This window comes from Microcystis sp. 49638_E5, assembly GCF_021300285.1.
Lineage (GTDB): Bacteria > Cyanobacteriota > Cyanobacteriia > Cyanobacteriales > Microcystaceae > Microcystis > Microcystis aeruginosa_C.
Window position 1 is genome coordinate 15,049 of record NZ_JAJTDH010000042.1, and the last position, 26,705, is coordinate 41,753.

A 26,705-nucleotide genomic window follows, 5' to 3' on the forward strand; every position below is an offset into this window, starting at 1 on the left:
AGTGTCTCTCCGCCATGCCTAATTGTCCAAAATCCCCTACGGATCGGGGGGATCTAGTATTTTATCCATCACTATAATTCCTCTTTGGATTTATCATTACTTGTTTAGCACTACCAATTTCCATCAGATTCTTGAGTATTTTCGTTCCCCCTACAAACCCATTCTAAACTAGGGGTCGGCATTGCTGCTCTGGCAGCACCTCATCAAAATGAGGCATGGGCAAGGGAACCCTTTGTTGGCAAAACTTGTCGATACCTCAGTAACGTGAAAAGTGCTATAGTTAAGGGTTTGGAATGTCGGAACAGCAGCCGGTCGTCGAGAGATGATGTCAAATCCCGTCATACTTTATCTTTATTTCTGACCGGCTGCCTAGACAAATCAGAAAGTAAAAGTCGTGCGGATAGTACCGATAACTAAGGTGGAATTGTTGTTATTTGAGTTAGGAGAAGTAATCACGATTACCCCAGGAGTAAGGGCAATATTATCGGTAAGTTTCCACTCATAAAATCCTTCGATATGAAAGGAAGTATCGGGATCATTAGTGGAACTGCCATCATTTAATCTAATACTAGAACTAGATACCCAGGGCTGCATACCAACAATAATACCGGCCGTATTTCCTTCCTTAAATAAATCAGGAAAAGCCAAAGTTACCGCCCAATTCCAGATATCTAAATCCCCGCGTTCTAGTTGTCCATCTAAGGTGCTAAGGGTGATAGCTTTTGTGTAACCACCCCAACCACCGAGGACAAAACCATCGACAATTCGCCAACTAAATTGTAAACCCAAACTATTATTAATGGTCGGGACAGCCTCCCCGAATAGTTCTTCGGTGAAAAATCGGAAATTCGAGCGCTGACTTCCCGTTCCCGTGTCTAATTGGTTATAACCATGAAAGTAGGATAAAGCAATGCCAAAATTATCGTTTGGAACATAACCCAGCTGCCCTAGGGCAGTATAGGAACCGTTAAATAAACCCGCTCCCGGGTTAGGATCGTTAGCATCCCCAGCAAGATAACCGGCGCTGAATTGCAAAGCCCCATAATTACCCTGTAAACCGAGTCCAGTTTGTCCGGGGGCAAAATAAAGGGGATTGCGAGTACCAAAAGCGGAAAGCGCCCCACTAGCACCATCTCCATCCAAAAAGTTGAGGGTATTGGTAAAGTCATCTTTAGCACCTCCCGTCGCTTCTAACCAGAGTTGGATATTTTCCGTGACGGGGAAACTGTAGTTTAAAACTTCTACCAATAAATCGTTGCCGTCCGGTTGGGTAAAGGCTAAGGTACTTGCAAAAGTTCCCGTGGTATCGGCTAAATCGGCAATATTTCCCGTTGCTAGACGGGTATAGAGTAAATCTTTGCCTGTGAAGCTAGTATTTAATTCTAAACGGGCCCGATAACCAAAAGCTGGTACTTGGGGAATCCCTTCACCACCGTTTTTTTCTCCTGTGGCTACCCCATATAATGCCATCACCACTTCCCCGGTTAATTTAGTAGTGGTGGAAAATTGATTATTTTCCAGAAAAGCGACTCGATTTTCTAAGTTATCAACTCTAGCCCCTAAGGCCGCTAATTCTGTCTCGAATTCCTTGACTAATCGCTTGATTTTGTCTAGATCTTCTTTTAATACCGCTACTCCTTCTTGAATCAATCTTTCTAGGGTATTTAAGCAGGCATTCAACCCGGCGGCAAATTCCCAACGAGTTAAAGCGCGTTCACCGCGAAAAGTGCGGTCAGGATAACCTACTATACAACCATACCTCTCCACGAGACTTCTTAAGGCCTCAAAAGCCCAGGCGGTGGGAGAAACATCCCGCAATTGATTCACCGTCGTCACCTGTGCCATGGGGTTACTAGAGAGGTTTTCGAGACTATTAGCCAGTACCGGACCAGAAAAACCCAGTAATATCGCTGCTGTTAGGAAATTTTGCTTTATTTTCATTGCTGTCTCCCACACCTACAAGAATGATTATTATTCTCAGTATAATCAGGTTAGCAAACTTTTTCCAGTCTGGCACTATTGCTAATATTTTTCAAGTGTTACTCCAGATAAAATCTGAATTGCCTAGCATTTATCGGTTCAAATAAATCTTAAATGATAATAAAAGCAATAAGTAAATAATTTTATTGTTCCTAAAAACAAGATAGAGACGCTGCTGACAGCATCTCTAAATGATTATTTTTGGTTCAATTGAGGATAAAAAAGAGGTAACTAGCGCAATTCAGCGTTAAACTCGTTAAAAGAGCGTCTTTTTAACTCTACCGATTCTGATCGAGGCAGAAGCTCAAAAACCTTTCTTAAGACATCATCCACATCTTCATATTTAACATTGCCCAAACCATCATAAACCACTTTACCCTGTTGGTCTAAAACCACCGTTTGGGGAACCCCACCACGATAATAGTAACCCGGTTCATCGGGACGATAGGAAGACTTTAAGGGGATAGAATCGACAGTAACGGGGATAATACTGGCGGCGCGACCGTAAAACTCTTGAAAACGGGAGACAATCGCCGCAAATCGCTTACAATCACTACTATCATCCAGATAATAGACGATTATAGCTGGAATTTTCCGTTGAAAAGTTTCCGCTAAATTTAAACGCGGTGGTACGAGGGAACCATTACCCGCATAGACCACAAAAATATTACCATCGAGGCGATCATCATCGATCCCCGCATAGGCGCTAGGGGTTAGCCAAGGAGACAAACTCGTCAGAGCAACAATGAGAAAGACAAGAAAGATCTGAAGACGCAGCCGATAACGAGATTTCATGATCAACAGGGTTAGAATATTAAGACAATTTTTAGTTTGACATACCCCACGCCGTAAACAGACGTGGATTCTTCTAGCATCACTGCTGAGAATTTCTGGCTCAACGAGTCCACTTGAATTAGATTCCTGGCGAAATCCCACCCAGAGGTGGTTCTCTCCTCAGACTTTCGCTCCCTTACAGAAGCCTGTTTTCCTATGCCCTAGGATACAGTTCAAAACCTCTAAAATAATTGGTTTCTCTGGTACTTGACGCTTAGAGCTTTTACCTATAGGAGCATTCCCCTATAGAACCCCATAACTCTAGTTTTCAAGGTGCGTAATTCCCAAACCACCTCGCGAGTCATTGCCGCTAACTCGCGCTTTGCCGATACTTATTATGCCATTCTAGGACTACATCCGAGTGCCTCGGTGATCGAAGTGCGACGAGCCTATCGGGAACTGAGCAAACGATACCACCCCGATACTACCGAACTCAGCCCCGAAGTGGCAACGGTTAAATTCCAGCGTCTTAACGAAGCTTATGCCACCCTGAGTAATCCCGATCGCCGTTCCCTGTATGATTTACAGATAGGTTACTCGCGCTGGAATGTCATCCAAACTATCCCGGATGGCGATCAACCCATAGCTAATCGTAGCGCCTATCTCGATCCTACCGATCGCCCCCTATCTTCGGGAGAGATTTTTGCTTTGTTTATCTTGGCACTCACCCTGCTGGGCTGCTTGTTACTAGCGGTGATTATTGCTATGCTTCGAGGAGAGAATGCCGTCACTGTAGCCCAATTATTTTTGATTTAGATGCGATGAAGATTCCCACTGCTGATACTCCCCTCTATAATCATCCCTTACCGGCGATCGAAGCATGGCTAGTTAAATTAGGTTGTCGGAAAAATACCGAGAATATCCACTGTTGGACTGTGGAAAAACTGACATGGAAAGCGGAAATCTGCCTCGATATCGAAGAAATCACCGTTCGTTACTTTCGGGCAGCCAATGACGGCAGTGATATCAATCGCGCTTTTAAATACTCCCTTAGTCGCCAAGATATCGAATCGGCGGTTTTTTCTGGTCCCTAATCATTAGCCAAACTTTTGACTATCTAGGGCTTGCTGAATAAATCTAAAAACCTTGCTGGATAAGACTTTTAGACTTTTTGTCAATCCAAAAGTACCGGACCTGGGAGTGAGCGGGGGGAAAATTCAGGTACTTTTTCCCTGAAAATTAGGTAATTGACCCCCTCAAAATCGGTAAAACCCTACACCCTACACCCCACACCCCACACCCCACACCCTGCCCCCACGAAAAACTTTTTGCCGCAAACCCTATCTAAGATTACTCGTTAAGACAGCACCGGAGTTGGCAGCAGGGAAAGCTAGTCCGAGCATTTGTACTAAATTTGTCGAGATGCGCTGTCAATCCAGTACACTTGTTCAGCTTGAAATCAAAGCTCCCCCACAACTGGAACCGCTGCCGGCAGTGCAACCGTAGCAATAGGAAGCGGTTTGTACCTCTGCAATTAGATCTAAACTATCCGCTTGTAATAAATCCGACAGGGTTAATTTTTGGTCTTGACCGGTGCAAGCGGCCAGATCTTCCATCTGATTAAAATCGCAGTCATAGATATTACCCAAATAATCGATCGAAAGCTGATTACGACACATCAAATGCTCGACAGTATCGCCATTAAAATGGTCTTCGAGGAATTGAAGATAGGGTTGATAGAGTTGCCGGTGTTCCAGATGGAAACGGGTTCTTCCGACGGGTAGGTTAGTGATAGTAAACAGATTGTTAAAAGAAATATTAAAATGTTCTTGCAAGAACTTTTTGTAATCCCGTGTTAGGGATACCTGATCCGGTGTAAGAGAAAAATTCTCTGACTTAGGAATCTGGGGATTATAGACTAAATCCACAATCAAATTCGGCTCTTGAGCGTAGCCGAGACGGTTCAACCATTGTAAAGCAGCAATCGATCGATCATAGACTCCCAGACCGCGCATTTTATCCACATTATCGGCAAGATAACAGGGTAAAGAAGCCACCACCCGCAGCTGATGGCCCGCGCAATATTCAGGAATATCAGTAAATCCTTTCTCGAAATAAATAGTTAAATTCGAGCGCACAATTACCTGTTTCCCAGCTTTTCTAGAGATTTCCACAATTGGCTTAAAACCGTAGAGCATTTCTGGAGCGCCGCCGGTCAGATCGACGGTTTTAATTTGGGGAAATCTTGCGATCAGTTCGATAATTTGTTCGCACACTTCTGGAGTCATTTCTTCGGAGCGAACTGGACTTGCTTCCACATGACAATGGCTACAAGCAAGGTTACATTTTTTTCCCAAATTAATTTGCAGAACCGAGATTTTTTGCTTAGTTAAAGGAGTTTTTATTTTCTCAACAAAAGGGGTCATGGGAGAGTAAACAGTAATCAGTAAACAGTGAACAGTAAACAGTGACCAATCACTAATCAATGATAACTGATAATGGATGAGTTTTTTGTCAATGGGTAACTCCTAACTCAGATAAACTTGATTTTTCTCTTAGTTGCCAGGGGATAGATCAGAAAGATTAGCTGATTTTTCTTGCCAATCTTGACCAATTTTAATCGTCACATCAGAAGCGAGATTTCCCGTACTTTCCACCAAAACTTCCCCGACACCAAGGCTATTATGCAGGGCAGCAGCCAGGGAATCATCCCCTTTTTGAGCAATAATTTTGGTAGTTTCTAGAATTGGCGATGAAGACTTAGAGACAAAAACATTTTCATAACCAAACGAGCGCAGATATCTGACTAGAGTTTGCACCGCTTCTGGATTATCGATGCTATCTTCCACAGCTATGCGAGTCGGTTGCGTGGTTTCTTCGATGTCAGCGATAAAAGAGCCGTGGTTAAAATGTTGAGCCACTAGCTCTTGAATTTTACTTTGATTGGGCAACCAATAACTGATCCCTTGCCGACCATCACCATTAAAGTCTCCGGGTAGCAGTAGCATCTGCACATCAGCGCGCTGAGTTTTGGATGCAAAACCAGCTAGGGCGAGTAACTCCTCTAAACTGAGATTAGTATCGATATGGGTGCGGATAACCTCGATAATATCGGGAATTTTCAGTAAAGTTGCTGGTTTTAGGGTTTGTTCTACTAAGGACCGCATTAATTGCTGTTGTCGTTGGATACGACCGATATCGCCGTTAGCATCGTAACGAAAACGGGCAAACTGGAGGAATTTCTCGCCGTTGAGGTGTTGTTCCCCTTTTTTCAGGTCAATGTAGAGGTGTTGACTAAAATCTTGATACTTCATGTCTTTGGGAACATATACCGTCACCCCCCCCAAAGCATCAATTAATTTTTCCACACCCTGCACATTAATGCGAACATAGCGATCGATAGCCACTCCGTCCAAAAGATGACTAACCGTTTCCGCCGTTAAAGCCGGTCCACCGAGGGCGTTAGCTTCATTGATTTTTTTCTCCCCGTAACCCTCGATATCGGCGCGGGTATCCCGGGGGATGGAAAGCATGGTTAACTTCTGTCTTTGGGGGTCAAAACGCAGTAACAGCATGGTATCGGTTAAACCATCCAAGGAATTAACCGGGGCATGATAACCCAGATCTGGGGTTTGTGCCTCCTTGACATCGGATGTCAACACTTTCGCGCCAACTACCAGAATATTAACGGGGCGGTTGAGGGCGGGAAGTTGCAGATTTTCATAGGATATGGCCTGTTGATTGTTAAAAGCGGCGGCTTCTTCGGGACTAAGAGCAGCTTGTCGCAAAGGTGTGGAGGAGAGAGACACAGCTAACATAGCCCCCGCCGTAGCGGAAACTAGGGCGCAGCCAGTTAAGCCTAGGGCTGTCAGGAACCATTTACCCGACAATCGCCGCTTTTTAACAGGTTTAGCCGCTAATTTGCTTGATTTTCCGCTTTTAAGCCTTGATTTCGTCTTATTAACCACAAATTGCCTCACACAATCACTAAATATCTCCCTAAAACCATATTTAAAGAGATAAACTATTTGTTTTCTCAGATAACCGGAAAAGATTATTAAACTAATCGGGTTTTCTAGAGAGTTAGCAGATAATATAGCAGAATTTTTCCTTATAGTTCTTCGGCATCGCAATTTTGTCGAAATATCTAGGGTTTGTTTCGTGGGAGCGGGGTGTGGGAATTATGAATTATGAATTATGAATTGGGAAGCGGGGAAGCGGGGAAGCGGGGAAGTGGGGGAGTGGGGGAGTGGGGGAGTGGGGAAATTGAACTAAAACCGCAACACCCCAACCCCTAAAACCTGTCTCGGAGTCTCCTCATTGGCTGATTTTTTTGTGCAGAAATAACTTTTGTGGTCGATTAAATAACCGATTGATCAACCAACCGTCGGTTTTTTGCAGACGATAACCGCTACTTAAGTACAGTGACTGGGCTGCTAGATTATTATCGAGAACATGGAGGGAAAGTTCCTCAAAACCCCATTCTCTAGCGATCTGTTCACACTTGAGCAGCAATCTCCGGGCCAGACCGGCACGCCGGCGATCGGGACTAACGGCTAAATTAGAAATATAAGGAATGGGAACAGCTAAAAAAGAACTGGATTTTAAGCTGATTTCCGCCGTAGCGACAATAACTTCCTGAGGACCCGTGGCGGTGACACTGGTTTGACTGACTACCAGACAGTGATAGTAAGGGGTATCACCGCGTAATCGTCCCCGTAAGTCCTCGTAAATGCCTAATTTAAAGATAGGACGCAGAAAAGACCAATAATTGGCCGTGGGGAAAAAACTATCGGCGATAATCTCCGCCAAGCTTTTGAGATCTTGGCTTTGGGCCAAACGCACCTCGACGGTAATGGCGGCAGTGTCACCGGTCGCTTCCGAGTCGGAGGGATGAGACAATAGGTATGAGATAAAACAGGAGTCCACTTTAATCACAGGAGTCGGCAGGGAAGATGGGGATGGCAGTCCTTATCTGGGAAAGGTAAATAGGGGTGGGAGCTAGTTGGGAGAATCAAGCATCTATCTTAAGGAGAATCCCGCAATTTTTCAAGACTACTGAATCAAAATCTCATCTATTCTACTGCCTATAGCCCCAGTTGGGGGAAAGACCGCTATTTTTCGGGAATTTTTTTTGATCGCCGGGCCATGGTTAAGATGGAATGATGCTGGTCAGAACTAATCTCTTTCTTTTTGGGTCAATTAACTATATTCTTTAATCTAATCTATCCTCCTATCCTCTCTATGATCAAAGAAATTTCCGCTTATTTGCAAGTGTTCCGCAGTCAAAAAATGGCGGCTTTGTTATTCTTAGGTTTTGCTTCCGGATTGCCCTTATTTCTCACCAGTCGCACCCTGCAAGCTTGGATGACCACCGAAGGAGTTGATCTGAAATCGATCGGTTTATTTAGTTTAGTTACCCTCCCCTACTCTCTCAAATTTCTTTGGTCTCCCTTGCTCGATCGCTATGTTCCTCCTTTTCTTGGTCGTCGTCGCGGTTGGATTTTAATCGCTCAAATTTGTTTAACTTTAGCGATTGGTTTTATGGCTTTTCAACAACCAAAACAATCTTTGGAATTATTGGCAATTAATGCTTTACTGATCGCTTTTTTTAGTGCCACTCAAGATATTGCCTACGATGCCTATCGCACAGATATTTTAGAAAAATGGGAGATGGGTGCCGGGGTAGCGATCGGGGTTTTAGGTTATCGTTTGGCTTTAATTTTAACCGGTTCGATCGCTTTAATTTTAGCCGATCACTTTCCCTGGCCTCTCGTCTATCTTTTCCTGGCTGGATTGATGGCTTTAACGATTATTTGGTCTTTTTTCGCCCCGGCTACTCCCCCTAGGGATGATACTCCTCAAACCCTTTTAGAGGCGGTTTGGTTGCCTTTCCAAGAGTTTTTTCAACGCTATCAAATAGGTCAAGGAATCGGCATTCTCGCCTTTATTGTTCTCTATCGTTTAGGGGATGCTTTAGTTAATAATATGGTGACTCCTTTTCTCTTAAAAACTGGTTTCAGTCAAACCGATATCGGGGCGATCCAAGGCGGCATGGGCATGATAGCAACTATGGTGGGAGTTTTATTAGGTGGCTCCCTGTTAAGTCGTTGGGGAATTAATCGATCGCTCTGGATTTTTGGCGGCTTGCAAGCTATTAGTAATTTAGTCTATTTTATTTTAGCAAATTTAGGGCAAAATTATCCTTTTATGGTCTTGGCTATTAATATTGAAAACTTCTGTGGTGGCTTAGTCACTGCCGCTTTTGTGGCTTTTTTAATGAGTCTTTGTAATGCTCGTTTTACCGCTACTCAGTACGCCCTTTTATCAAGTTTAATGGCCTTTAGTCGCGATATTTTGGTGGCTCCCGCCGGAGTTGTAGCCGAGGCGATCGGTTGGCGGTGGTTCTTTTTAATCACGGTAATCGCCGCTTTACCCGGGTTAGCGTTATTGCCTTTATTTGCTCCTTGGCAAGAGCAGGATTAAGCTAATTTATGAGCTAGGAAGTGATGATTTATTCCTCCGATTTTACTCGCATAACTACTAAAGTCATATCGTCACTACTGTCATTTCCTAACCCAGTAAAAGCGGCCACTTTCCCAAATAAATATTCGAGAATTTGTTCGGGATCGGTGTACTGTTGACAGGCTTCTTTAACTGCCGATAGCCAATTTTGCTGATCAAATCTTTCCCCTTTCGAGTTAACTGCATCGGTAAAGCCATCGGTATAATAGATCAGCGTATCTCCCGCTTCTAATTGCACTTGGGCATCATCATAGATAGAATCGGCCTCTAAACCAACTAATGTCCCTTCCGTGTCAAGAGACTCTAACTCTGCCGTTTTAGCCCGCCACCAGAGGGTGGGATAATGGGCAGCATTACTGTAGCCAAGACGCTGCGTCAGTGGATCATACTCGGAATAAAATAATGTCACGAAACGATGAGAATTATCGAGATCGGCATACATAACCCGATTGAGATGACGCAAAATCTGGGCCGGGGAGTGACGATTTAACACTTCCGCTCGCAACATTCCCCGGGTCATGGTCATCAATAATCCTGCTGGGACACCTTTACCCATGACATCACCGATGACTATACTCCAAGGAGCGCTACTGGCTTCCCTTTCCGCCTCCGTTGCCGGTTTAAATTGATCGTAGTTGCAGGGGATAAAATCATAATAATCGCCACCAACGCGATTAGCCGTTTTGCAGTGGGCTGCCAATTCTACCCCCTGAATTTTCGGACATTGCCGGGGTAAAAGACGATTTTGGATTTCGGAAGCGATTTCTAACTCTCGATCCTGACGTTCCTTGGCCCGTAATTCGATCGTTAATTCATTATTAGCTATAGCTACCGCCGTTTGATCCGCCACTAGCTGCAACAGTTTACGACGGGTGGGGGTCCAACCATAATCGGGATCGCGACTGAAAACGTATAAACGTCCCCGCTCACTATTTTTTACTAAAACAGGTGTACTATAAACCTGCGTACCCTGTCCGAGAGTTTGCCGGATCTGATGGTCGAGACTGTCGAGAAGCGATCGATTATTTTTGTTCTCAAGTGTCGCTTCTTGGTTTAATTGTCGGATAATTGCCTCTAATTGTCGGCGTAGTTCCCCATTAATTTGATTATCTTGGCAATGGAGTTGATCAAGCGCCACTTGACCGTTATTTTTGCTCAAAATCAATGCCCCTCCCTCCGCGTCTGCCACTCGTGCGGCCATCAAGGGGGTAAGATCGAGGAATTGGTTTAAATTATTGAAACTCCGCAGGGCAAAACCGAGGGAACTTAAGAGATTTTGAACTTTGTTTTGTTCGCGATATAAACTAGCGACCAACTCTTTTAAGGCTAAAATTGGCTTGATATCGGTACTTTGATCGCCCATATTGACGGTGGGAGTGGTGAGGGTGTCGCTCGGTTCCGGCTCAGAAAGCATAAAATGATTTTTGTGGCGGTGACATGATTATAGCTAGATGGTCATTGGCTTATGACCTGTTTAAGTTTAACAGTATAGTCGATCTTTTCCTGACTGCCACAATTTAATCCCGATGTTTTACTATTTCTGTTTTTTCACACCTAAGACTGAGGCTGATAGCTTGACCTTATAATAATTAGAAGTATTTAACTTGATCCATTGACTTTATGACCTTGCCTCTCGATGTTCCCACGGCGATTAATCAACGTCGTTCTATTAAAAATTTTACCACCGATCCGATCGCTCCGGAACTGCTGAAAACCCTAGTAGAATTAACCGTTGCCGCACCTAGTAGTTTCAACATCCAAGATTGGCGAATTATTTTAGTACAAGATGAGGCACAAAAGGCCGCTTTAGCCGAGGCCGCTTGGGGACAAAAGCAAATTATCCAAGCGCCGGTTACTTTTGTTTTCGCTGCCGATGCTGCCGCAGGAGGAGGAGATCTAACTCCTATCTATGAACAGGCTCTCAGTACAGGTGCCTGGAGCGAAGGCACGGTAAAATATTTCAAACAGGCAATCCCGGGATTTCAAAAGGATTTGGGCGAAAAAACCCGGGAATACGCGATTAAAGATGCCATGATCGCCGCTACTCATCTGGTTTTAGCTGCTGAAAGTCTCGGTTTATCTAGTTGTTTTCTCAACGGTTGGATCGAGGACAAGGTAAAAGCTGTGATCGGTGCTGCCGATCATCCCCATCTGGCGATCGCTGTCGTCGTTCCCATCGGTTACGCAGCGGAACCGCGGCTTAATCCGGGGCGTTTACCCTTAGATTACAATGTTTTTGTGGATCGCTTGGGTAATCCCTATCAAATCTGAACTCTATTAACTGGATTCAATCTTGTTTTAATCGCTGTTTTGACCGGTGGTTGAGTAGTTGCTATCGGTTTCGGTTGGCAGGGGTTGGCGTTGCTGATTTGAGATAGGAATCTTCTGGCAAACTAACTTTTAGATAGGATGGCACGGTTGACATTCATAGCTTGATTCAGCAACGCCTTGTATTGTGGCAAAATTAACAATTTAATCTGCATCAAGCTGCGCTAATACTGCCGACATCGATCTTAATTTTTTCACAAGATATAAGGTTAATTATTTGTATAAGAAGTCCCTAAGAACCTTATTCATACCAAATCTCAGAACTTCCCGCACATTTTTCGTCTCTAAATAACCATTGTTGAAACACTTGTTCTCTCCCATCATGAGGGGCAACAATCTGATAAACTTTTAGGTATTTTTTAGCAATTCTCTGGCTGCCCTTGCTGGTTAATTTATAACCTAACAAGTTTAAAAAATGACGAATAATCGTCAGAGGACGGGAACTATTAGAGAGGTTAATCTTGGTGATAGTTTTAATCTCGTTACGGTTTTTAATGGCGATTTCGGCCATTTTTTGTAAATCGGCATCATGATTATTTAATTCTCTTTCAGGGTTAGCTAATAATACGGGAATTCCCAACAATTCTAACGTCCCGATAATCACTCCTAATTGACTACTATTAAAATCGGGAATAAATAAACTTCCGTGACCTGATTCTATCAGTTTACGCGCAATTAAAGCATCTCGATCACACAAAAATTGTCGCCCAATTGTCAAAAAGTAATGTAGACGTAGTTCTTGATACCATCCTTGATCATCTTTAATCACTAATTGCGGTGTGACGGGGATTCCATAGCGTTTGTATAGGTCATATTTTCTAAGAATTCTCCTTTCTTTTACTGACTTAACTAACTGTTTTTTTAGCAGACGACACTCTGATTCCGTTATCTCAGCTGCGTTGGCAATCGCATCGCATTCAGAACGATAATTATGTTCCATAATTTCTTCAATTGCTTCCGTTAACTGATTAGTTATCTCTAGTTCTTCTTCCTGATTTCGTTCTTTAATTCTATGACCTTCTGCTTGTAAAATTCCTAGAATTGACTGACGATAATTAAGCATACAAGCATTTACTCGCACGGCCATTTTTGCCCAGCAGAGGAGAGATTCCGCTTGAAAACTTGTATCTAAATCCTCCAGAGATTCTAAATCTGATTGGTGTAGTAAGCGAATATTAACCTCCGTTAATCGGTGTCCAGAGGTGAGAAGTTTCGGGATAGAAGTGGAACCATTACCCACCTGATTAAATCCGTACACTGCTGACCAAATATAACGAGGAATATTCTCTCTAATTCTCCCTAAAAATTGAGCGATAGAAGTGGGAGTTTGAATTCCCTGTGCTAGACACCAAACCGAGGAAAAGTGTTGCTGAATATCAATACTAATTCCCGTTTCAATCGCAGGACTAGCTAGAACTATATCATAGTTAAGTAACAACTGATTTAAATTGCCAATCGCTTGATAGGCAGCGTGACTAGAATCTTGCAATGACTCTGAGTCTATCCGCAGAACTTTCTTATGAGGAAATTGCTTTTTTAGATAAGATTCTAGGGTAATTGTTCCCCATTTGCTAGTTAATTTTTGTGCTGATAGACAAACAAAGGGTTTTCCTCCGTCTTTAATATGTTTGACCAAATCATTAACTAGCCGTTGGGGAGTATTATCGGAGTAGTTATAAACTCGCCAAGCTTCCTGATAACTTGGTTTCCACTCGTTACTAATCAAGAAAGTTTCTAGTTCAATCGCCGCTAGAGAAGTTAAATAATCTAGGGAAATATCACTTAAATCAGCATCAGCAACTAGGACTTTTCCCCCACTGCTGACCACAGTTTGCAGCAGGGACTTTAAAGACTTTAAAATTGCTACACGATTAGCTTTACAAGTATCCCCATTTAACCCATGCCATAGGACTTGTTCGATCTCATCAATAATAATAATAGCTCCTTGCCAATCTTCCGCTTGAAATTTTGCTTGCGATTGGGGATGGAGAGAGTCAATACATAAACCATAACCGTAAATTTGTGCCGCAGGATTATCTCTAATTTTGCTGATATAGTTTAAACCAAAGCGTTGACACAACTCCTCTACCAGTTTCACCCGATGACCAATAACTAAAACTTTTTGTTGATTGGCAACAGCCTGTTTAACTATTTTAGCTAAAAACTCAGTTTTTCCCGTACCTTTAGCAGATTTAATCGCCATTAACTGCGCTGATGTAGGGATAGAAATATCTGGCAAGTAACGGCTATTTAACTCTAGATGAGGTGAGAGAGTTAAACTATTTAAACTCGCTGCTTTCCAAATTTCCCAAGAGGTAGCTTTTTGATAGATTTGTTGAAAGTAATCTTCTCCTCGATTGATTAGTAAATCATCCACCCCTTTACCGTCAGCAGCATCCCAAGTAACTACCTTTACCTCACAGTTAGCCTGACTGAATAGATAACCCATTCTCTGTAAAGCTAAATTAACCGCTTGCTGGGTTTTCGGTTTAGTTTCTTGATCGAAAACTAGATAAATCTTTCGTCCCGAATTAGCTAATTTTTCTAGCTGCGGAATTAGATGAGATTTGCCGATTCTCCTACCTAATTCGTCCTTGGGAGTACGATAACCATTGTGAATCCCGGGTAAGGCAATTGTCACATAACCTGCTGTTAGTAATGCCCCCGCTTTTTTCGCCCCTTCCGTAAGACAAATAGGTATCTCTGGATGTTTCATCACCCAGGACCAAAAACCGAGATCCTCTTGCTTATTATCCACTTCTTCAGTTAAAATACTAACACTGATAGACTGGGCTATTTTTTGCCAAATTTTCAGGGGAATCCGCAAAGCAAAGACTCCCGTAGGGGTTTGGGGAGGATGTTCGTACTTAATCGGTTTAGCCTCATCGAAGCTTAAACGGGGAAAATCGGGCTTAAAACAGCCCCAAGGGTCATAATTGCCCGTTAATAAGTCAATTCCTGAACACCACCAACCTCCTTGACTGGTATGTTCATAACGCTTGAGAATACTATCCCTAACCCTGCCATCATTGCGTCGCGGTAATTCTTGGGAGTAGAGTAGGTATTCACTGGGAGATAGCCCCGCTAAACCGGTGACATTGAGAGCGATTAACTCCGCATCCACCCCGCTATCACGCCATTCTTCTAAATATTTCATCCTTGTCCTCTACTAGCTAGACGCTATATATAGCGTTTTTGTCCTATTATTCTAGCGGTAAGCCACTAAATAGCGAAAAGAGAAAATTTACTCTCTCAGAGGTTCTCAGAGGAAATTTGACTTTTAATCCACTCTTGTCTTAAATTATCGAAAAGTTAAGAACAAATAAAGTCTCACCATAACCTCCTCAGCAGTCAGTCTGTTTTGCTATCAAAGAAAAAGCTTTTTGTCAAGCATACAAAAGAACCACTTTGAGAGAGAATCGAGAATTTTTTGCGGAAAATGTCATCCAAAACACTGTTTTGGGGAACAAAACAATCCTGGTTATACCACATATAGAGTGATAAAATTATTTAACACGCTAGATGTTGTGTTTTCCCAGAAAATCTGATAGAATGCTCTAGTACAAATAGATTAATTTGTCAAGTTTTTTTAACGCCGCAATTTCCCAATTATGCAATCGAAGCCCTTGACTACTGCCGTTTCCATTCACAAAAATAACGAAGTAATACCCTTTCGTTCTACCCCTTTAGCTAATATGGGCAGCCATGCAATTAGAGTGATTCGGCGCGATGGTTCCACCACAAGCTTAAATATCGGCAAAATTCGCGACGTGGTAGAGTGGGCTTGTGAAGGTAAAAAAGTCAATTCAATCGCCTTAGAAGCGGGTTTAACCACACGCCTGCGGGATGGGATTACCACTAGGGAAATACAGGATAATTTAATCAATTGCGCCCTAGAAATGTGTAGTCCCGAGGAACCGGATTGGCGCTATGTGGCGGGAAGATTGCATATTTGGAGTCTTTGGAAAGATACCTTAGTAGTGCGGGGTTATCAGTACGGAAATTACGAGAAAACCGTTAAAACTCAAGTTAAAAATCGCCTGTACGACGAAAGAATTCTCATCTATTCTGAGGCAGAATTAAAAGAAGCTGGTTCTTGGATTAATCCCGATTGGGATATCGATTATGATTACGCCGGGGCATTGTTAATCACTAGCCGTTATTTACTCAAAAATGAGTTACCTCAAGAGGCATTATTAACCTGTTCCTTACTGCTTGCCATTGTGGAAGAACCAGCTAATAGACTCCACTGGGCGAAGAAATTTTATCAAGCGATTGCTCAAAGAAAAATCTCTCTTGCCACCCCAATTTTAGCCAATTTACGCACTCCCAAAAGTTCCCTAACCAGTTGTTTTATCCTCTCCATTGACGACAGTTTAGAAAGCATTTTCGACGAGATTACTAATGCTGCCCGCATCTCAAAAAATGGTGGCGGTGTCGGGGTGAATGTGAGTAGAATTCGCGCCACTGGTAGCTGGGTAATGGGGAAAGCTAATGCTTCCGGGGGGATTATTCCTTGGATTAAATTACTCAACGATACAGCTATTGCAGTAAATCAGGGGGGAAGACGCGCCGGGGCAGTAACTATCGGTGTTGACATCTGGCATTTAGATGTGCCAGAATTTCTGGAAATGCAGACAGAAAACGGTGATCAAAGACGCAAAGCTTATGATGTTTTTCCCCAATTAGTTATCACCGATGAATTCATGCGTCGGGTGATAAATAAAGCCGAGTGGACATTAGTAGATCCCTACGAAGTTCGCAATAAATTAGGTATAGAATTAGCGGAACTATGGGGGGAAGAATTTGAAGAGGCCTATCGTTTAGTAGAAGCTAATTTAGATAAAGAGATTCTCCTCTATAAAAAAATCAATGCCCGGGACTTATTTAAAACTATCATGCGTTCCCAAGTAGAAACAGGAATGCCCTACATTGCCTTCAAAGATACCATCAATCGCGCTAATCCTAATAAACATGATGGCTATATCCCCGGTGTAAATTTATGCACGGAGAGTTTCTCGAATGTCACACCCGATAAAACTGCCCATTGCTGTAATTTAGTTAGCCTTAATTTAGCCAACATCGACAAGGAAGAAATCGAGTCTAATTGTCAAATCGCTGTCAGAATTCTCGACAATACTATCGATATCACTAACCCTCCCTTTGATAATGCTAAAAACCACAACGATAAATATCGCACTATTGGGGTAGGGGCGATGGGATTGGCTGACTGGTTAGCTAAACGGAAATTATCCTACAATAACCTGTCAGAAATTAGTAATTTATTTGAAGAAATTGGCTATTGGTGTACCTATTCCTCGATGGAATTAGCCAAGGAACGCGGCGCTTATCAAGCTTTCTTGGGTAGTGAATGGAGTCAAGGTAAATTAATCGGAGCAAAACCACTGGCATGGTTTTTAAATAACGCAGTGCAACCGCAAAGATGGCAACAATTAGCAACAGATATTCAACGATTTGGCATCCGTAATTCCCATATTACCGCCATTGCTCCTAATACTTCCTCTAGTTTGGTACAGGGATGTACCGCTAGTGTTTTGCCGGTTTATAGTCGCTTTTTCTACGATAAATGGGCAAAGGGAACCGTTCCCATCGCACCGCCTTTTATTGAAGAAGCTTTCTGGTTTTATCCAGAGAATAAAAATCTCGAACAACAGCAAGTGGTAAAAGCGATCGCTACTATGCAAGAATGGATCGATACGGGGATTTCTATGGAGTTATTATTCAACCTCAATGAAGGGGTTTATTTCCCCGAAGAACCCAACCGTTGTCTCACAGCCAAGGATATCTTTGATACCCTAGTTATGGCCTGGGAATTGGGGTGTAAAGCGATTTATTATATCCGTACCGTACAAAAGGACAATTTTCGAGAGTCTGACGATAGTTGTTCTAGTTGCGCTAATTAAGGTTAACTTCGGTGGGTAATGCCCACCTTATTTTTTTCAGATCATTTAAAATGAGTCTTATTCATCACCTAATCACAGCCATGAATAAGACTTTATACGAACAGGATTACTATCTCTGGATAGAGAAAACTATTCATTTATTAGAAAATAATCAGTTTTCTGAGTTGGATTTAGATAATCTCATCGAGGAGATTAGCGACATGGGCAAAAGCCAACGGCAAAGCTTAAAGAGTTATTTAACTCGGTTATTAGAACATTTGCTGAAACTAGCTTACTGGCAGTCGGAATTAGAATATAATCAAAGAGGATGGAAAAATGAAATCCGTAACTTTCGCCTACGAATTCAACAAATTATTGAAGACAGTCCCAGTTTAAAGCCCTATCTATCGGAAATTTTCTCCCCCTGTTATCAAAATGCTCGTAAATTATTTCTGGATCTATCTGGAATGGCTGAAAATTTGGTCAGTTTAGCTCCAATTTGCACTATAGAACAGGCTTTAAATGAGGATTGGTTTCCTGAAATATCAAAATAATGGGGATAATTATGGAAAATAACTTATACGAAAAAGATTACTATCTCTGGATAGAGAGAACTATTCATTTATTAGAAAATAATCAGTTTTTTGATTTAGATTTAGAAAATTTAATTGACGAAATTAGTAGTATGGGGAAAAGTGAGAAACGAAGTTTAGAAAGTTATTTAACTCGGTTATTAGAACATTTGCTGAAACTAGCTTACTGGCAATCGGAATTAGAATATAATCAAAGAGGATGGAAAAATGAAATTAGGAATTTCCGTCGTGCCATAAAAAGAATTATTGCCGATAGTCCTAGTTTACAGCCTTATCTCATTGAAATTTTTGATAACTCTTTTCAAGAAGCTCGTATTTCTTGGCTCGAATTATCTGGAATCGCTGAAAATTTGGTCGGTTTAGCTCCAATTTGCACTATAGAACAGGCTTTAAATGAGGATTGGTTTCCTGAAATATCAAAGTAATGGAGATAATTATGGAAAAGAACTTATACGAAAAAGATTACTATCTCTGGTTAGAGAAAACAATTAATTTACTAGAAAATCGCCAGTTTTCCGATTTAGATTTAGAGAATTTAATTGAAGAAATCAAATCTATGTCTATCAGTCAACAGAAAGCATTAAAAAGCAATCTGACCGTGATTTTATGGCATTTACTAAAATACTTACAAGAGCCAGAAAAACAAAGCAGAAGCTGGGAATTAACCCTTTTTGAGCATCGCGAAAGAATCGAAGAAGATTTAGAGAATAGCCCTAGTCTTAAGATTTTTTTAACAGAAGAAAATTTAAAAAAATGCTATAACAAAGCCAGAAAAAAAGCCGCTATTGAAACAGGGATAAACCTAGAGAAATTCCCGAAGGATTGCCCATTTACTTTGGCAGAAGCCCTAGATTTTGAATTTATTCCTAATCAAAATCAAAACATTTGACTTTTTACCGAAAATCTATTATAACCTAAAAGTGCCATAATATCCAAGTAATCATGTCCTTACATTTAGTTAATTCTTGCCATTCGATGCCCATTTCCCCGATTTTCAATCCAGCGGGAGACGATGCGATCGAAAACCGTTCGATCTGGTTTGGTAACACCACCAACCTGATGCAATTAAACGATGTCCGCTACACCTGGGCGGTGGGTTTATATCAACAAATGCGCGAAAATTTCTGGATCCCGCAACGATTAGATATCACTCAAGACGTGACTGAATACGGGCATCTTACCGACGAAGAAAGATATGCTTATGATGGTATTTTGTCCTATCTAACCTTTCTTGATTCCGTGCAAACCTGTAATATTCCCCACCTAAAAGGTAGCGTCACTGCGCCAGAAATTAGTCTTTGTATGGCGGAACAAATTTCTCAAGAGGCCATGCACAATCAAAGTTATCAATACTTAATTGAAACGATTATTCCCTCGGATCGCAGAGGCGAAGTTTATGACTTTTGGCGCACCGATAAAGTTCTCAAGGATCGCTGTGAATTTATTGCTAGTCTCTACCAGCAATACATCGATAAACAAACTACTGAAAGCTATTTTATCGCTCTTCTTGCCGACTATTTACTGGAGAGTTTGTATTTTTATAACGGCTTTATCTTTTTCTATAATCTCGCTTCTCGACAGCTAATGTCCGGTAGTGCTGACGTTTTCAAAATGATCAACCGGGACGAATTAAGTCACGTCCGTTTGTATCAGAAACTTATTCCTGAAGCCATGGCAATTTTTCCCCATTCCGTTGAACAGATTTATGAGATGTTCGATAGTGCCGTTAAACACGAATGTCGCTGGACAAATCACATCGTTGGCAACGACATTTTAGGTATTACCGAATACAGTACCGAACAGTACACTAAATACCTCGCTAATATTCGGCTAAAAGCGATCGGACTTGAGCCTTTATACAGGGAAGAAAAGTATAACAAAAGTCCTTATAACCATCTGGAACGCTTCTCCGATACCAAAAAAGAAGGCCACACCAAAGCTAACTTTTTTGAAGCAACCGTTACCAGTTATGTTATGTCTTCTGGCTTAACTGGATGGGATGAAATTTAAAATTTAAGGGATAATAATAACCCAATTTCTTACCATAAAGTGGCAACTTTGTCAAATATTTTGACAACTTTTGACCCTCTCTTGCAGAAATACCGACAATCAGCAAATGTGCTTCTGGGTTTGGGGGGTTCTACCCCCAAAAGCCTAGATTTACTGATAAAATCGGAAGTAATGACCAATTTTAGAAGATATACTTAGGGCTTGTTCAATAAATCTAAAAACCTTGTTGGATAAGGTTTTTAGACTTTTTTGACCTCAAAAAGTGCCGACCTTTGGAGTGATTGGGGGGAAAATTCAGGGACTTTTTCCCTGAAAATTAGGTAATTGACCCCCTCAAAATCGGTAAAACCCTACACCCTACACCCTACACCCCACACCCTGTCCCCACGAAAAACTTTTTGCCGCAAACCCTAATTATGACGATTGCCATCATAATGAATTCTCGCCCCGGCCCATTGCAATTTTTCCTGTAGAGTCTGATAAAAAGAATAGCTTTCCCGCAGGATAATAAATTGGGCGAATTTTTCAGCTTTGGTAACTCCCACCCATTGCCCAGGCCAAATGGAAGTGGCTAAAGCACCATCCATCCAGAGTTTAGTATTTAATTCGTAGTCTCCCAGGGGCCAAATACTGACCAGAGATGCCGGGGGAATGACAATCGGCCGACTGGAGAGACTCAAGGGACAAATCGGGGTGACAGCGATCGCTTCCATGCCAGGGTGTATAATCGGGCCATTAGCGGAAGCGGTGTAACAGGTGGATCCCGTGGGAGTAGCCACTAATAAACCGTCTCCTTGGTACTGATCTACTATTTCCCCGTCCACTTCGATTTCGAGGATTGAGGTGGGCATCCTATCGATACTAGCGGGTTTCACGCACATCTCATTCAGGGCATAAAATGCCTCGCTCACTGGCTGCGGGTTTCTTTTATCCCCTTCATAGATTCTGGCCTTTAACATCATTCGTTGTTGTACCGCATAGTGGTCCGATTGTAAACGCTCCCAGACCGTCTCCGTATCCTGGAAAATCTCAAAAGGTTCCGTTAAAAATCCCAGATGGCCGCCGACATTCACCGCTAAAATTGGAATGTCTTCGTGAGCTAAATAGCGAGCGGCGGCTAAAATGGTTCCATCTCCGCCCAAAACGATGGCGAGGTCGATTTTTTCCGATGCTGAGGCTAAAAATACTGGATAGGGATTATCTTTAAAGCCACTGGGTCCCATTAAAACTTTACACTGACGGGCTTCTAACTGTTTAGCGCATTTTTCCGCCCATGCTTTACTTTGGGGATGGTTGGCCTTGTGAGCGATGATTACTTGTTTTAACTGCACGGAGTTGAGACCTTGTTCGGAGGTTCTATATTTTTAACAATAGCAAGACCGGACAGATCGGGTGAAAAGTAACAGGTAAAAAAGGGGGTTGGGGGAATCACCTCGGCCTCACTGTAGCCAATTTGACAGAATTAATCGATAGATAGGGGTAAATGGAAGTAACTAGGATAAGCTCGCAGGTTTTAGCAATGTTATCCCCTTTTTTCCGTGTAACTGCTGTATCTATGCGACTTTTTCCCAATTATCTCCCTCAACACACCTACCACTTAATTTCCCCGCAAGGTTATAATTGTATTAAGATGTGTAACAGTTCTCTGGCAAACTCTTGACAAAGGATAACAAATCTGCTCTACCAAAAAACAGGAAAGGTTTTATTTCTATGACATTAATTCAAACCGCCCAATTATCGCTGGAAACCTCGGCTTTAGCCTTTTTTAAGCAGACAGAAGGACACTGGCAATCCCAGAGACGTTATTACACCCTCACCCAAGAAACGGAACCCCAAGAAGTTATCAGCGCCATCGAGATTAAATATTTACCCCAAGGCAGCGAACCATTAATTCAACTTGCCCGTTTACATAATCTGGAAGATACAGCTTTATTAGGTGGTACGGAAGTGACTTGGCAAAGTAATTATCTCCGTCCCCAGAGTAAAAAACCCTCCAACGGTTCCACTATATTCGGTATTTTAGATAATATTCTCTATCGCGATCGGGGATTTGCGACGGATAAACCCGTTAGTGCCATTTATACCTTTCCTAACCCCTCTACTCTCTGTCTGAGAACAGAATACGCCGGTTCTGTCTTTGAAGAAGAAATTAAACTCATCGGTCAACAATATCGCACCCGACAAACTATTATCTCTCGCGCCGGTCAGGAATTGATGATCGGTCAATATCTAGAAAAACGGGTCAATTAGTCAAAAAATGGCGGTTATTCTCCGAATTTTGACTTATATGTTAGGAATAGGGCTGAAATCAAATCAGCCCTTCCCATAACTCCCCTTTAAACTGGGGTTAAATTGTCTTGATTCTGACTAGCGAGAAACTTCTCTAATTCCGTAATCGCATCGGCATCGACCTTAGTTTGCATGGGACAGAATTTCGGTCCACACATCGAACAAAACTCCGCCGTCTTATAGATATCTGCGGGTAAAGTCTCATCGTGGTATTCCTTAGCGCGATCGGGATCCAAGGATAACTGAAATTGACGATTCCAATCAAAATTATAACGAGCGATGGAGAGTTCGTCATCACGATCCCGCGCCCCCGGACGATGACGGGCGATATCTGCCGCATGAGCCGCTATTTTGTAGGCAATTAAGCCATTTCGCACATCTTCAGCGTTGGGTAAACCGAGATGTTCTTTCGGGGTGACATAACATAACATCGCCGTCCCGTACCAACCCGCCAGAGCCGCCCCGATCGCCGAAGTGATATGATCGTACCCTGGGGCAATATCGGTGACAAGGGGACCAAGAACATAGAAAGGTGCTTCGCTACACTCCTCCATTTGTTTTTTCACATTAAACTCAATTTGATCCATGGGAACATGGCCAGGTCCTTCCACCATTACCTGTACATCGTGTTCCCAAGCGCGACGCGTCAGTTGGCCGAGGGTTTTCAATTCCGCTAATTGGGCTGCATCGGAAGCATCGTGGGTACAACCGGGACGCAGGGAGTCACCGAGACTAAAAGAAACGTCATAACGCTTGAAAATCTCGATAATTTCATCGAAATGGGTGTAGAGAGGATTTTGCTTGTGGTGGTGTAACATCCACTTGGCAATAATACCACCGCCCCGGGAGACAATCCCGGTCAGACGAGTTTTGACTAAAGGCAGGTGTTCGATGAGGATTCCTGCGTGAATTGTCATGTAATCTACCCCTTGCCCGGCGTGTTTTTCGATAATGTGGAGGAAATCTTCGGCGGTGAGTTTTTCAATATTACCGTGAACGCTTTCCACCGCTTGATAGATGGGTACAGTACCGATGGGGACAGGAGAAGCATTGATAATCGCGGTGCGAATTTCGTCCAAATTACCGCCCCCAGTGGAGAGATCCATCACCGTATCGGCGCCGTATTTGACCGCTAGGTGTAATTTTTCCAGTTCTTCGTTAATATTCGAGGAGTTAGGCGAAGCCCCTATATTAGCATTAACTTTACACTTAGAAGCAATACCGATCGCCATGGGTTCGAGGTTGAGGTGATTGATATTAGCGGGAATAATCAGTCTTCCTCGGGCGATTTCGCTGCGAATCAATTCGGGAGAGAGATTTTCCCGTTTTGCCACATACGTCATCTCTTCGGTAATTATCCCCTGACGGGCGTAGTGCATTTGCGATACATTTGCTTGTCCGCGCCGGGGGGCAACCCATTCTTGTCTCATAATTTTATTTCCTCTGTAAACAGCTTCCCTACGCTGGAATTACCCAGTCTCAGGTTCTAAGGGTCTTTCTCAGCCTGATTATCCCAGACACCCCTAGCTATGACGGCAATTGTATCACTGTTGACGACTGAGGAGATCAAGCTTAAGATTGTTGTTTGATTAGGCAGTATTCAGTAGTCACTATTCAGTAGTCACTATTCAGCATTCAGTATTCAGCATTCAGTATTCAGCTTTTACTTATTATCCCATTTCCCCCGCTCCCCACTTCCCGCTCCCCCACTCCCCAATTCATAATTCATAATTCATAATTCATAATTCCCCCACTCCCCAATTCATAATTCATAATTCATAATTCCCCTACTCCCCAATTCATAATTCATAATTCATAATTCCCCTACTCCCCAATTCATAATTCATAATTCATAATTCCCCCACTCCCCAATTCATAATTTATAATTCATAATTCCCCCACTCCCCAATTCATAATTTATAATTCATAATTCATAATTCCCCTACTCCCCAACCCCCAACTCCTTGCTGATTCCGAAAAAAAAGGGGTAGGCAAAGGCCCACCCTAGGATTAATGATTATTCAATCAAACCTTAGACATCGTAGTAGAGAGAGAACTCGTAGGGGTGGGGACGTAAGCGCATCGGGTTAACTTCGTTATCGAGTTTGTAGGTGATCCAGTTTTGGATAAAGTCTTCGGTAAAAACACCAGAATCGGTCAAGAAAGCGTGATCTTTTTCGAGACTTTCCAGAGCTGCTTCTAGAGAACCGGGGGTAGAGGGTATTTTTGACAATTCTTCGGGGCTGAGTTCGTAGATATCCACATCGAGAGGTTCCCCCGGTTCAATTTGATTTTTAATCCCATCGATACCGGCACAGAGCATGGCGGCAAAAGCGAGGTAGGGGTTAGAAGTGGCATCAGGACAACGGAATTCTAAACGTTTGGCTTTTGGGTTGCTTCCCGATAAAGGAATCCGAATCGAAGCGGAGCGATTACCTTGGGAGTAGGCCAGGTTTACGGGGGCCTCAAAACCGGGGACGAGACGCTTGTAAGAGTTGGTGGTGGGGTTAGTTAAAGCTAAGAGCGCGGGAGCGTGTCTAAGCAAACCACCGATGTAGTACAGTGCCATTTGGCTAAGTCCGGCGTATTTATCCCCAGCGAACAGGGGTTGACCATCTTTCCAGATAGACTGGTGAACGTGCATCCCGGAACCATTATCACCAAAGATGGGTTTGGGCATAAAGGTGACGGTTTTACCGTATTTCTTGGCCACGTTCTTAATGCAGTATTTATAGGTCATCAAGTAGTCGGCGGCCCGTACTAGGGTAGAGAATTTAATCCCTAACTCGTTTTGACCACCAGTAGCGACTTCATGGTGATGTTTTTCGATGGGAACTCCGCAGTCGGCCATGGTTAAGAGCATTTCCGTGCGAATGTCTTGAGAGGTATCGGTGGGACTAACGGGAAAATAACCCTGTTTGTAGGCGGGTTTATAGGCGAGATTTCCGTCTTTTTCGTCTTTACCGCTATTCCAACGACCTTCGACACTATCCATGTAGTAATAGCCGGAGTTGGCGGTTTGATCGAAACGAGCGCTATCAAAGAGGAAAAATTCTGCTTCCGGTCCAAAAAATACGGTATCACCTAAACCGGTACTGCTAAGATAATCGATCGCTTTCTGAGCAATAGAGCGAGGATCGCGGCTATACCATTCACCGGTTCTGGGTTCTTTGATGCTACAGATCATGCTTAGGGTAGGTTCCTTGTAGAAGGGATCGATCCAAGCAGTGGTAGGATCGGGAACCATGGCCATATCGGATTCGTTAATTGCTTTCCAACCGCGAATACTGGAACCATCGAAGGCAACACCATCGCTGAAAGAGCTTTCATCGATTTGATCGTAGTAGAACGAGCAATGTTGCCAGATACCTGGCATATCAATAAATTTCAGGTCGATAATCTTAATATTGTTGTCCTGAATCATTTTCAAGACTTCTTGTGGCGTTTCGGGCATGGAAAACTCCTTTGACGTATGGATCGGTTCTTAAGCTTCTCAAAAAAACCATCCTAAACAGTCACTTTGACCGTTTTTGTATTTTTCGATACAAAATCTTTGATCCTAGCTTGAAAAAATCTGTAATTTCCTTGTTCAGGTCGGTAATGGCTCCGAATGGCGATTTGCCCATCGGCTTCTACTACCTCTTGCTATAGCTCAAGGAGGTTCGTTTGTGCAAACATTTGCCGTCTAGAGATTTTCTGCTCACTTAAAAGCTTATACATTTTACCCCAGATACTCAAATACACCTCGAAGAAAAGATTTTGTTAACAAAGTGTCATACTAGATCCTGTTTTAAAAAATGATAACAATCAGTCATAAGTTAGCTTGACTGCTTCTGTATCTATCTTTCAGTTCCTCTGAACTTAGATGTTCGGCTAAGTAAGCTTTCTTGGGCATTTTATATCCTCGTCTTTACTCGTTTTATTATAACAGGATTTAGTATGACGGGCCTTTTAGGTCAGGCCATGTCCCTTTTTCTTGACTTCTACCTGCTAAGCTGAGAACTTCCCACTGTCCAATCTGCTAATTTCACACTTTCTTTAGATTTATAGTCATTTCAATTAAGATTGAGAATATAAATGCCAGAGTTCATAAGATTTTCATCGGTCTAGATTGTATCAGACTTATCTGAAATGACTATATCTTCTATCTTGATGTCTGATCGGTTTTGGCAGTGTCTGACCGTTTCCGCCGAGTGCTAATTATGAGATGATCGATGCAGGAAGAAAAAGCGATATTTAATATCAACAATACTTTTTATCGACCGGAGAGTAAAATCGTCCGAGATTTAGGAGTTTTAGGGGC

Annotated in this window: 20 protein-coding genes and 1 riboswitch; of the genes, 10 read left to right on the plus strand and 10 right to left on the minus strand. The window is 42.6% G+C overall.

What is annotated here, in order from left to right; all coding sequences use genetic code 11:
- Window positions 1–378: 378 nt before the first annotated feature.
- Together LW728_RS13555 and LW728_RS13560 are read right to left on the minus strand one after the other, a co-directional pair.
- Window positions 379–1,941 (minus strand): iron uptake porin, encoded by a 1,563-nt coding sequence (locus LW728_RS13555; protein WP_004268890.1) that lies wholly within the window; start codon window positions 1,939–1,941, stop codon window positions 379–381.
- A gap of 270 nt (window positions 1,942–2,211) precedes the next feature.
- Window positions 2,212–2,775 (minus strand): thylakoid membrane photosystem I accumulation factor, encoded by a 564-nt coding sequence (locus LW728_RS13560; RefSeq protein WP_287766973.1) that lies wholly within the window; start codon window positions 2,773–2,775, stop codon window positions 2,212–2,214.
- Between the two features lie 312 nt (window positions 2,776–3,087).
- On the opposite strand from LW728_RS13560, the gene LW728_RS13565 reads away from it, so the two are divergent.
- Window positions 3,088–3,570 carry a J domain-containing protein gene (locus LW728_RS13565; RefSeq protein WP_287766974.1) on the plus strand — a complete coding sequence of 161 codons (483 nt, stop codon included), beginning with the start codon at window positions 3,088–3,090 and terminating at the stop codon, window positions 3,568–3,570.
- 5 nt (window positions 3,571–3,575) lie between these two features.
- The gene (locus LW728_RS13570; protein WP_287766975.1) at window positions 3,576–3,848 is read left to right on the plus strand and encodes a DUF3143 domain-containing protein; all 273 of its coding nucleotides are present in this window, start codon (window positions 3,576–3,578) and stop codon (window positions 3,846–3,848) included.
- A 354-nt stretch (window positions 3,849–4,202) separates the two neighbouring features.
- Here the strand turns inward: LW728_RS13570 and arsS are convergent, their stop codons facing one another.
- The 3 genes from arsS to LW728_RS13585 all read right to left on the minus strand — a co-directional run bounded on the left by arsS (window position 4,203) and on the right by LW728_RS13585 (window position 7,692).
- Complete coding sequence (arsS, locus tag LW728_RS13575) at window positions 4,203–5,180, minus strand: arsenosugar biosynthesis radical SAM (seleno)protein ArsS (RefSeq protein ID WP_004268883.1); 978 nt, start codon at window positions 5,178–5,180, stop codon at window positions 4,203–4,205.
- 129 nt (window positions 5,181–5,309) lie between these two features.
- Window positions 5,310–6,722 carry an LCP family protein gene (locus LW728_RS13580; RefSeq protein WP_287671060.1) on the minus strand — a complete coding sequence of 471 codons (1,413 nt, stop codon included), beginning with the start codon at window positions 6,720–6,722 and terminating at the stop codon, window positions 5,310–5,312.
- Window positions 6,723–7,071: 349 nt separating this feature from the next.
- A complete protein-coding gene (locus LW728_RS13585; protein ID WP_004268880.1) occupies window positions 7,072–7,692 on the minus strand; it encodes a GNAT family N-acetyltransferase in 621 nt (206 codons plus the stop codon).
- Window positions 7,693–7,998: 306 nt separating this feature from the next.
- On the opposite strand from LW728_RS13585, the gene LW728_RS13590 reads away from it, so the two are divergent.
- Window positions 7,999–9,240, plus strand: coding sequence for an AmpG family muropeptide MFS transporter (locus tag LW728_RS13590; protein ID WP_287766976.1), 1,242 nt, complete (start codon window positions 7,999–8,001; stop codon window positions 9,238–9,240).
- A gap of 28 nt (window positions 9,241–9,268) precedes the next feature.
- Here the strand turns inward: LW728_RS13590 and LW728_RS13595 are convergent, their stop codons facing one another.
- Window positions 9,269–10,693, minus strand: coding sequence for a PP2C family protein-serine/threonine phosphatase (locus tag LW728_RS13595; RefSeq protein ID WP_287766977.1), 1,425 nt, complete (start codon window positions 10,691–10,693; stop codon window positions 9,269–9,271).
- A 206-nt stretch (window positions 10,694–10,899) separates the two neighbouring features.
- Between LW728_RS13595 and LW728_RS13600 the strand changes: the two genes are divergently transcribed.
- Complete coding sequence (locus tag LW728_RS13600) at window positions 10,900–11,550, plus strand: nitroreductase family protein (protein WP_004268876.1); 651 nt, start codon at window positions 10,900–10,902, stop codon at window positions 11,548–11,550.
- Between the two features lie 298 nt (window positions 11,551–11,848).
- Here the strand turns inward: LW728_RS13600 and LW728_RS13605 are convergent, their stop codons facing one another.
- Complete coding sequence (locus LW728_RS13605; RefSeq protein ID WP_287766979.1) at window positions 11,849–14,764, minus strand: plasmid replication protein, CyRepA1 family; 2,916 nt, start codon at window positions 14,762–14,764, stop codon at window positions 11,849–11,851.
- A 454-nt stretch (window positions 14,765–15,218) separates the two neighbouring features.
- Between LW728_RS13605 and LW728_RS13610 the strand changes: the two genes are divergently transcribed.
- From LW728_RS13610 to LW728_RS13630, 5 genes are all read left to right on the plus strand, one after another.
- Window positions 15,219–17,531, plus strand: coding sequence for a ribonucleoside-diphosphate reductase subunit alpha (locus LW728_RS13610; RefSeq protein ID WP_287766981.1), 2,313 nt, complete (start codon window positions 15,219–15,221; stop codon window positions 17,529–17,531).
- Window positions 17,532–17,611: 80 nt separating this feature from the next.
- A complete protein-coding gene (locus LW728_RS13615) occupies window positions 17,612–18,064 on the plus strand; it encodes a DUF29 domain-containing protein (RefSeq protein ID WP_043997969.1) in 453 nt (150 codons plus the stop codon).
- 11 nt (window positions 18,065–18,075) lie between these two features.
- Window positions 18,076–18,528: a DUF29 domain-containing protein gene (locus tag LW728_RS13620; protein WP_004268869.1), complete on the plus strand. Its 453-nt coding sequence runs from the start codon at window positions 18,076–18,078 to the stop codon at window positions 18,526–18,528.
- A gap of 11 nt (window positions 18,529–18,539) precedes the next feature.
- On the plus strand, window positions 18,540–18,992 hold the full coding sequence (locus tag LW728_RS13625; RefSeq protein ID WP_004268868.1) for a DUF29 domain-containing protein: 453 nt from the start codon (window positions 18,540–18,542) through the stop codon (window positions 18,990–18,992).
- 53 nt (window positions 18,993–19,045) lie between these two features.
- Entirely contained in the window at window positions 19,046–20,113 is a 1,068-nt protein-coding gene (locus LW728_RS13630; protein WP_004268867.1) for a ribonucleotide-diphosphate reductase subunit beta, read from the plus strand.
- 410 nt (window positions 20,114–20,523) lie between these two features.
- Here the strand turns inward: LW728_RS13630 and LW728_RS13635 are convergent, their stop codons facing one another.
- On the minus strand, window positions 20,524–21,444 hold the full coding sequence (locus LW728_RS13635) for an NAD(+) kinase (RefSeq protein WP_004268863.1): 921 nt from the start codon (window positions 21,442–21,444) through the stop codon (window positions 20,524–20,526).
- Window positions 21,445–21,823: 379 nt separating this feature from the next.
- Here LW728_RS13635 and LW728_RS13640 point away from each other — a divergent pair, with 379 nt between their 5' ends.
- A complete protein-coding gene (locus LW728_RS13640; protein ID WP_004268862.1) occupies window positions 21,824–22,363 on the plus strand; it encodes a phycobiliprotein lyase in 540 nt (179 codons plus the stop codon).
- 86 nt (window positions 22,364–22,449) lie between these two features.
- On the opposite strand, the gene thiC is transcribed toward LW728_RS13640, so the two are convergent.
- Together thiC and glnA are read right to left on the minus strand one after the other, a co-directional pair.
- Window positions 22,450–23,832 carry a phosphomethylpyrimidine synthase gene (thiC, locus tag LW728_RS13645; RefSeq protein WP_004268861.1) on the minus strand — a complete coding sequence of 461 codons (1,383 nt, stop codon included), beginning with the start codon at window positions 23,830–23,832 and terminating at the stop codon, window positions 22,450–22,452.
- An 8-nt stretch (window positions 23,833–23,840) separates the two neighbouring features.
- Window positions 23,841–23,937, minus strand: a riboswitch (TPP riboswitch).
- 497 nt (window positions 23,938–24,434) lie between these two features.
- The gene (glnA, locus tag LW728_RS13650; RefSeq protein WP_002748126.1) at window positions 24,435–25,856 is read right to left on the minus strand and encodes a type I glutamate--ammonia ligase; all 1,422 of its coding nucleotides are present in this window, start codon (window positions 25,854–25,856) and stop codon (window positions 24,435–24,437) included.
- Window positions 25,857–26,705 lie beyond the last annotated feature (849 nt).

Coding starts and splice junctions, on each gene's coding strand:
- LW728_RS13555 (WP_004268890.1), bottom strand. CDS start 1,941: ATGAAAATAAAGCAAAATTTCCTAACAGCAGCGATATTACTGGGTTTT.
- LW728_RS13560 (WP_287766973.1), bottom strand. CDS start 2,775: ATGAAATCTCGTTATCGGCTGCGTCTTCAGATCTTTCTTGTCTTTCTC.
- LW728_RS13570 (WP_287766975.1), top strand. CDS start 3,576: ATGAAGATTCCCACTGCTGATACTCCCCTCTATAATCATCCCTTACCG.
- arsS (WP_004268883.1), bottom strand. CDS start 5,180: ATGACCCCTTTTGTTGAGAAAATAAAAACTCCTTTAACTAAGCAAAAA.
- LW728_RS13590 (WP_287766976.1), top strand. CDS start 7,999: ATGATCAAAGAAATTTCCGCTTATTTGCAAGTGTTCCGCAGTCAAAAA.
- LW728_RS13595 (WP_287766977.1), bottom strand. CDS start 10,693: ATGCTTTCTGAGCCGGAACCGAGCGACACCCTCACCACTCCCACCGTC.
- LW728_RS13600 (WP_004268876.1), top strand. CDS start 10,900: ATGACCTTGCCTCTCGATGTTCCCACGGCGATTAATCAACGTCGTTCT.
- LW728_RS13605 (WP_287766979.1), bottom strand. CDS start 14,764: ATGAAATATTTAGAAGAATGGCGTGATAGCGGGGTGGATGCGGAGTTA.
- LW728_RS13610 (WP_287766981.1), top strand. CDS start 15,219: ATGCAATCGAAGCCCTTGACTACTGCCGTTTCCATTCACAAAAATAAC.
- LW728_RS13615 (WP_043997969.1), top strand. CDS start 17,612: ATGAATAAGACTTTATACGAACAGGATTACTATCTCTGGATAGAGAAA.
- LW728_RS13620 (WP_004268869.1), top strand. CDS start 18,076: ATGGAAAATAACTTATACGAAAAAGATTACTATCTCTGGATAGAGAGA.
- LW728_RS13625 (WP_004268868.1), top strand. CDS start 18,540: ATGGAAAAGAACTTATACGAAAAAGATTACTATCTCTGGTTAGAGAAA.
- LW728_RS13630 (WP_004268867.1), top strand. CDS start 19,046: ATGTCCTTACATTTAGTTAATTCTTGCCATTCGATGCCCATTTCCCCG.
- LW728_RS13640 (WP_004268862.1), top strand. CDS start 21,824: ATGACATTAATTCAAACCGCCCAATTATCGCTGGAAACCTCGGCTTTA.
- thiC (WP_004268861.1), bottom strand. CDS start 23,832: ATGAGACAAGAATGGGTTGCCCCCCGGCGCGGACAAGCAAATGTATCG.
- glnA (WP_002748126.1), bottom strand. CDS start 25,856: ATGCCCGAAACGCCACAAGAAGTCTTGAAAATGATTCAGGACAACAAT.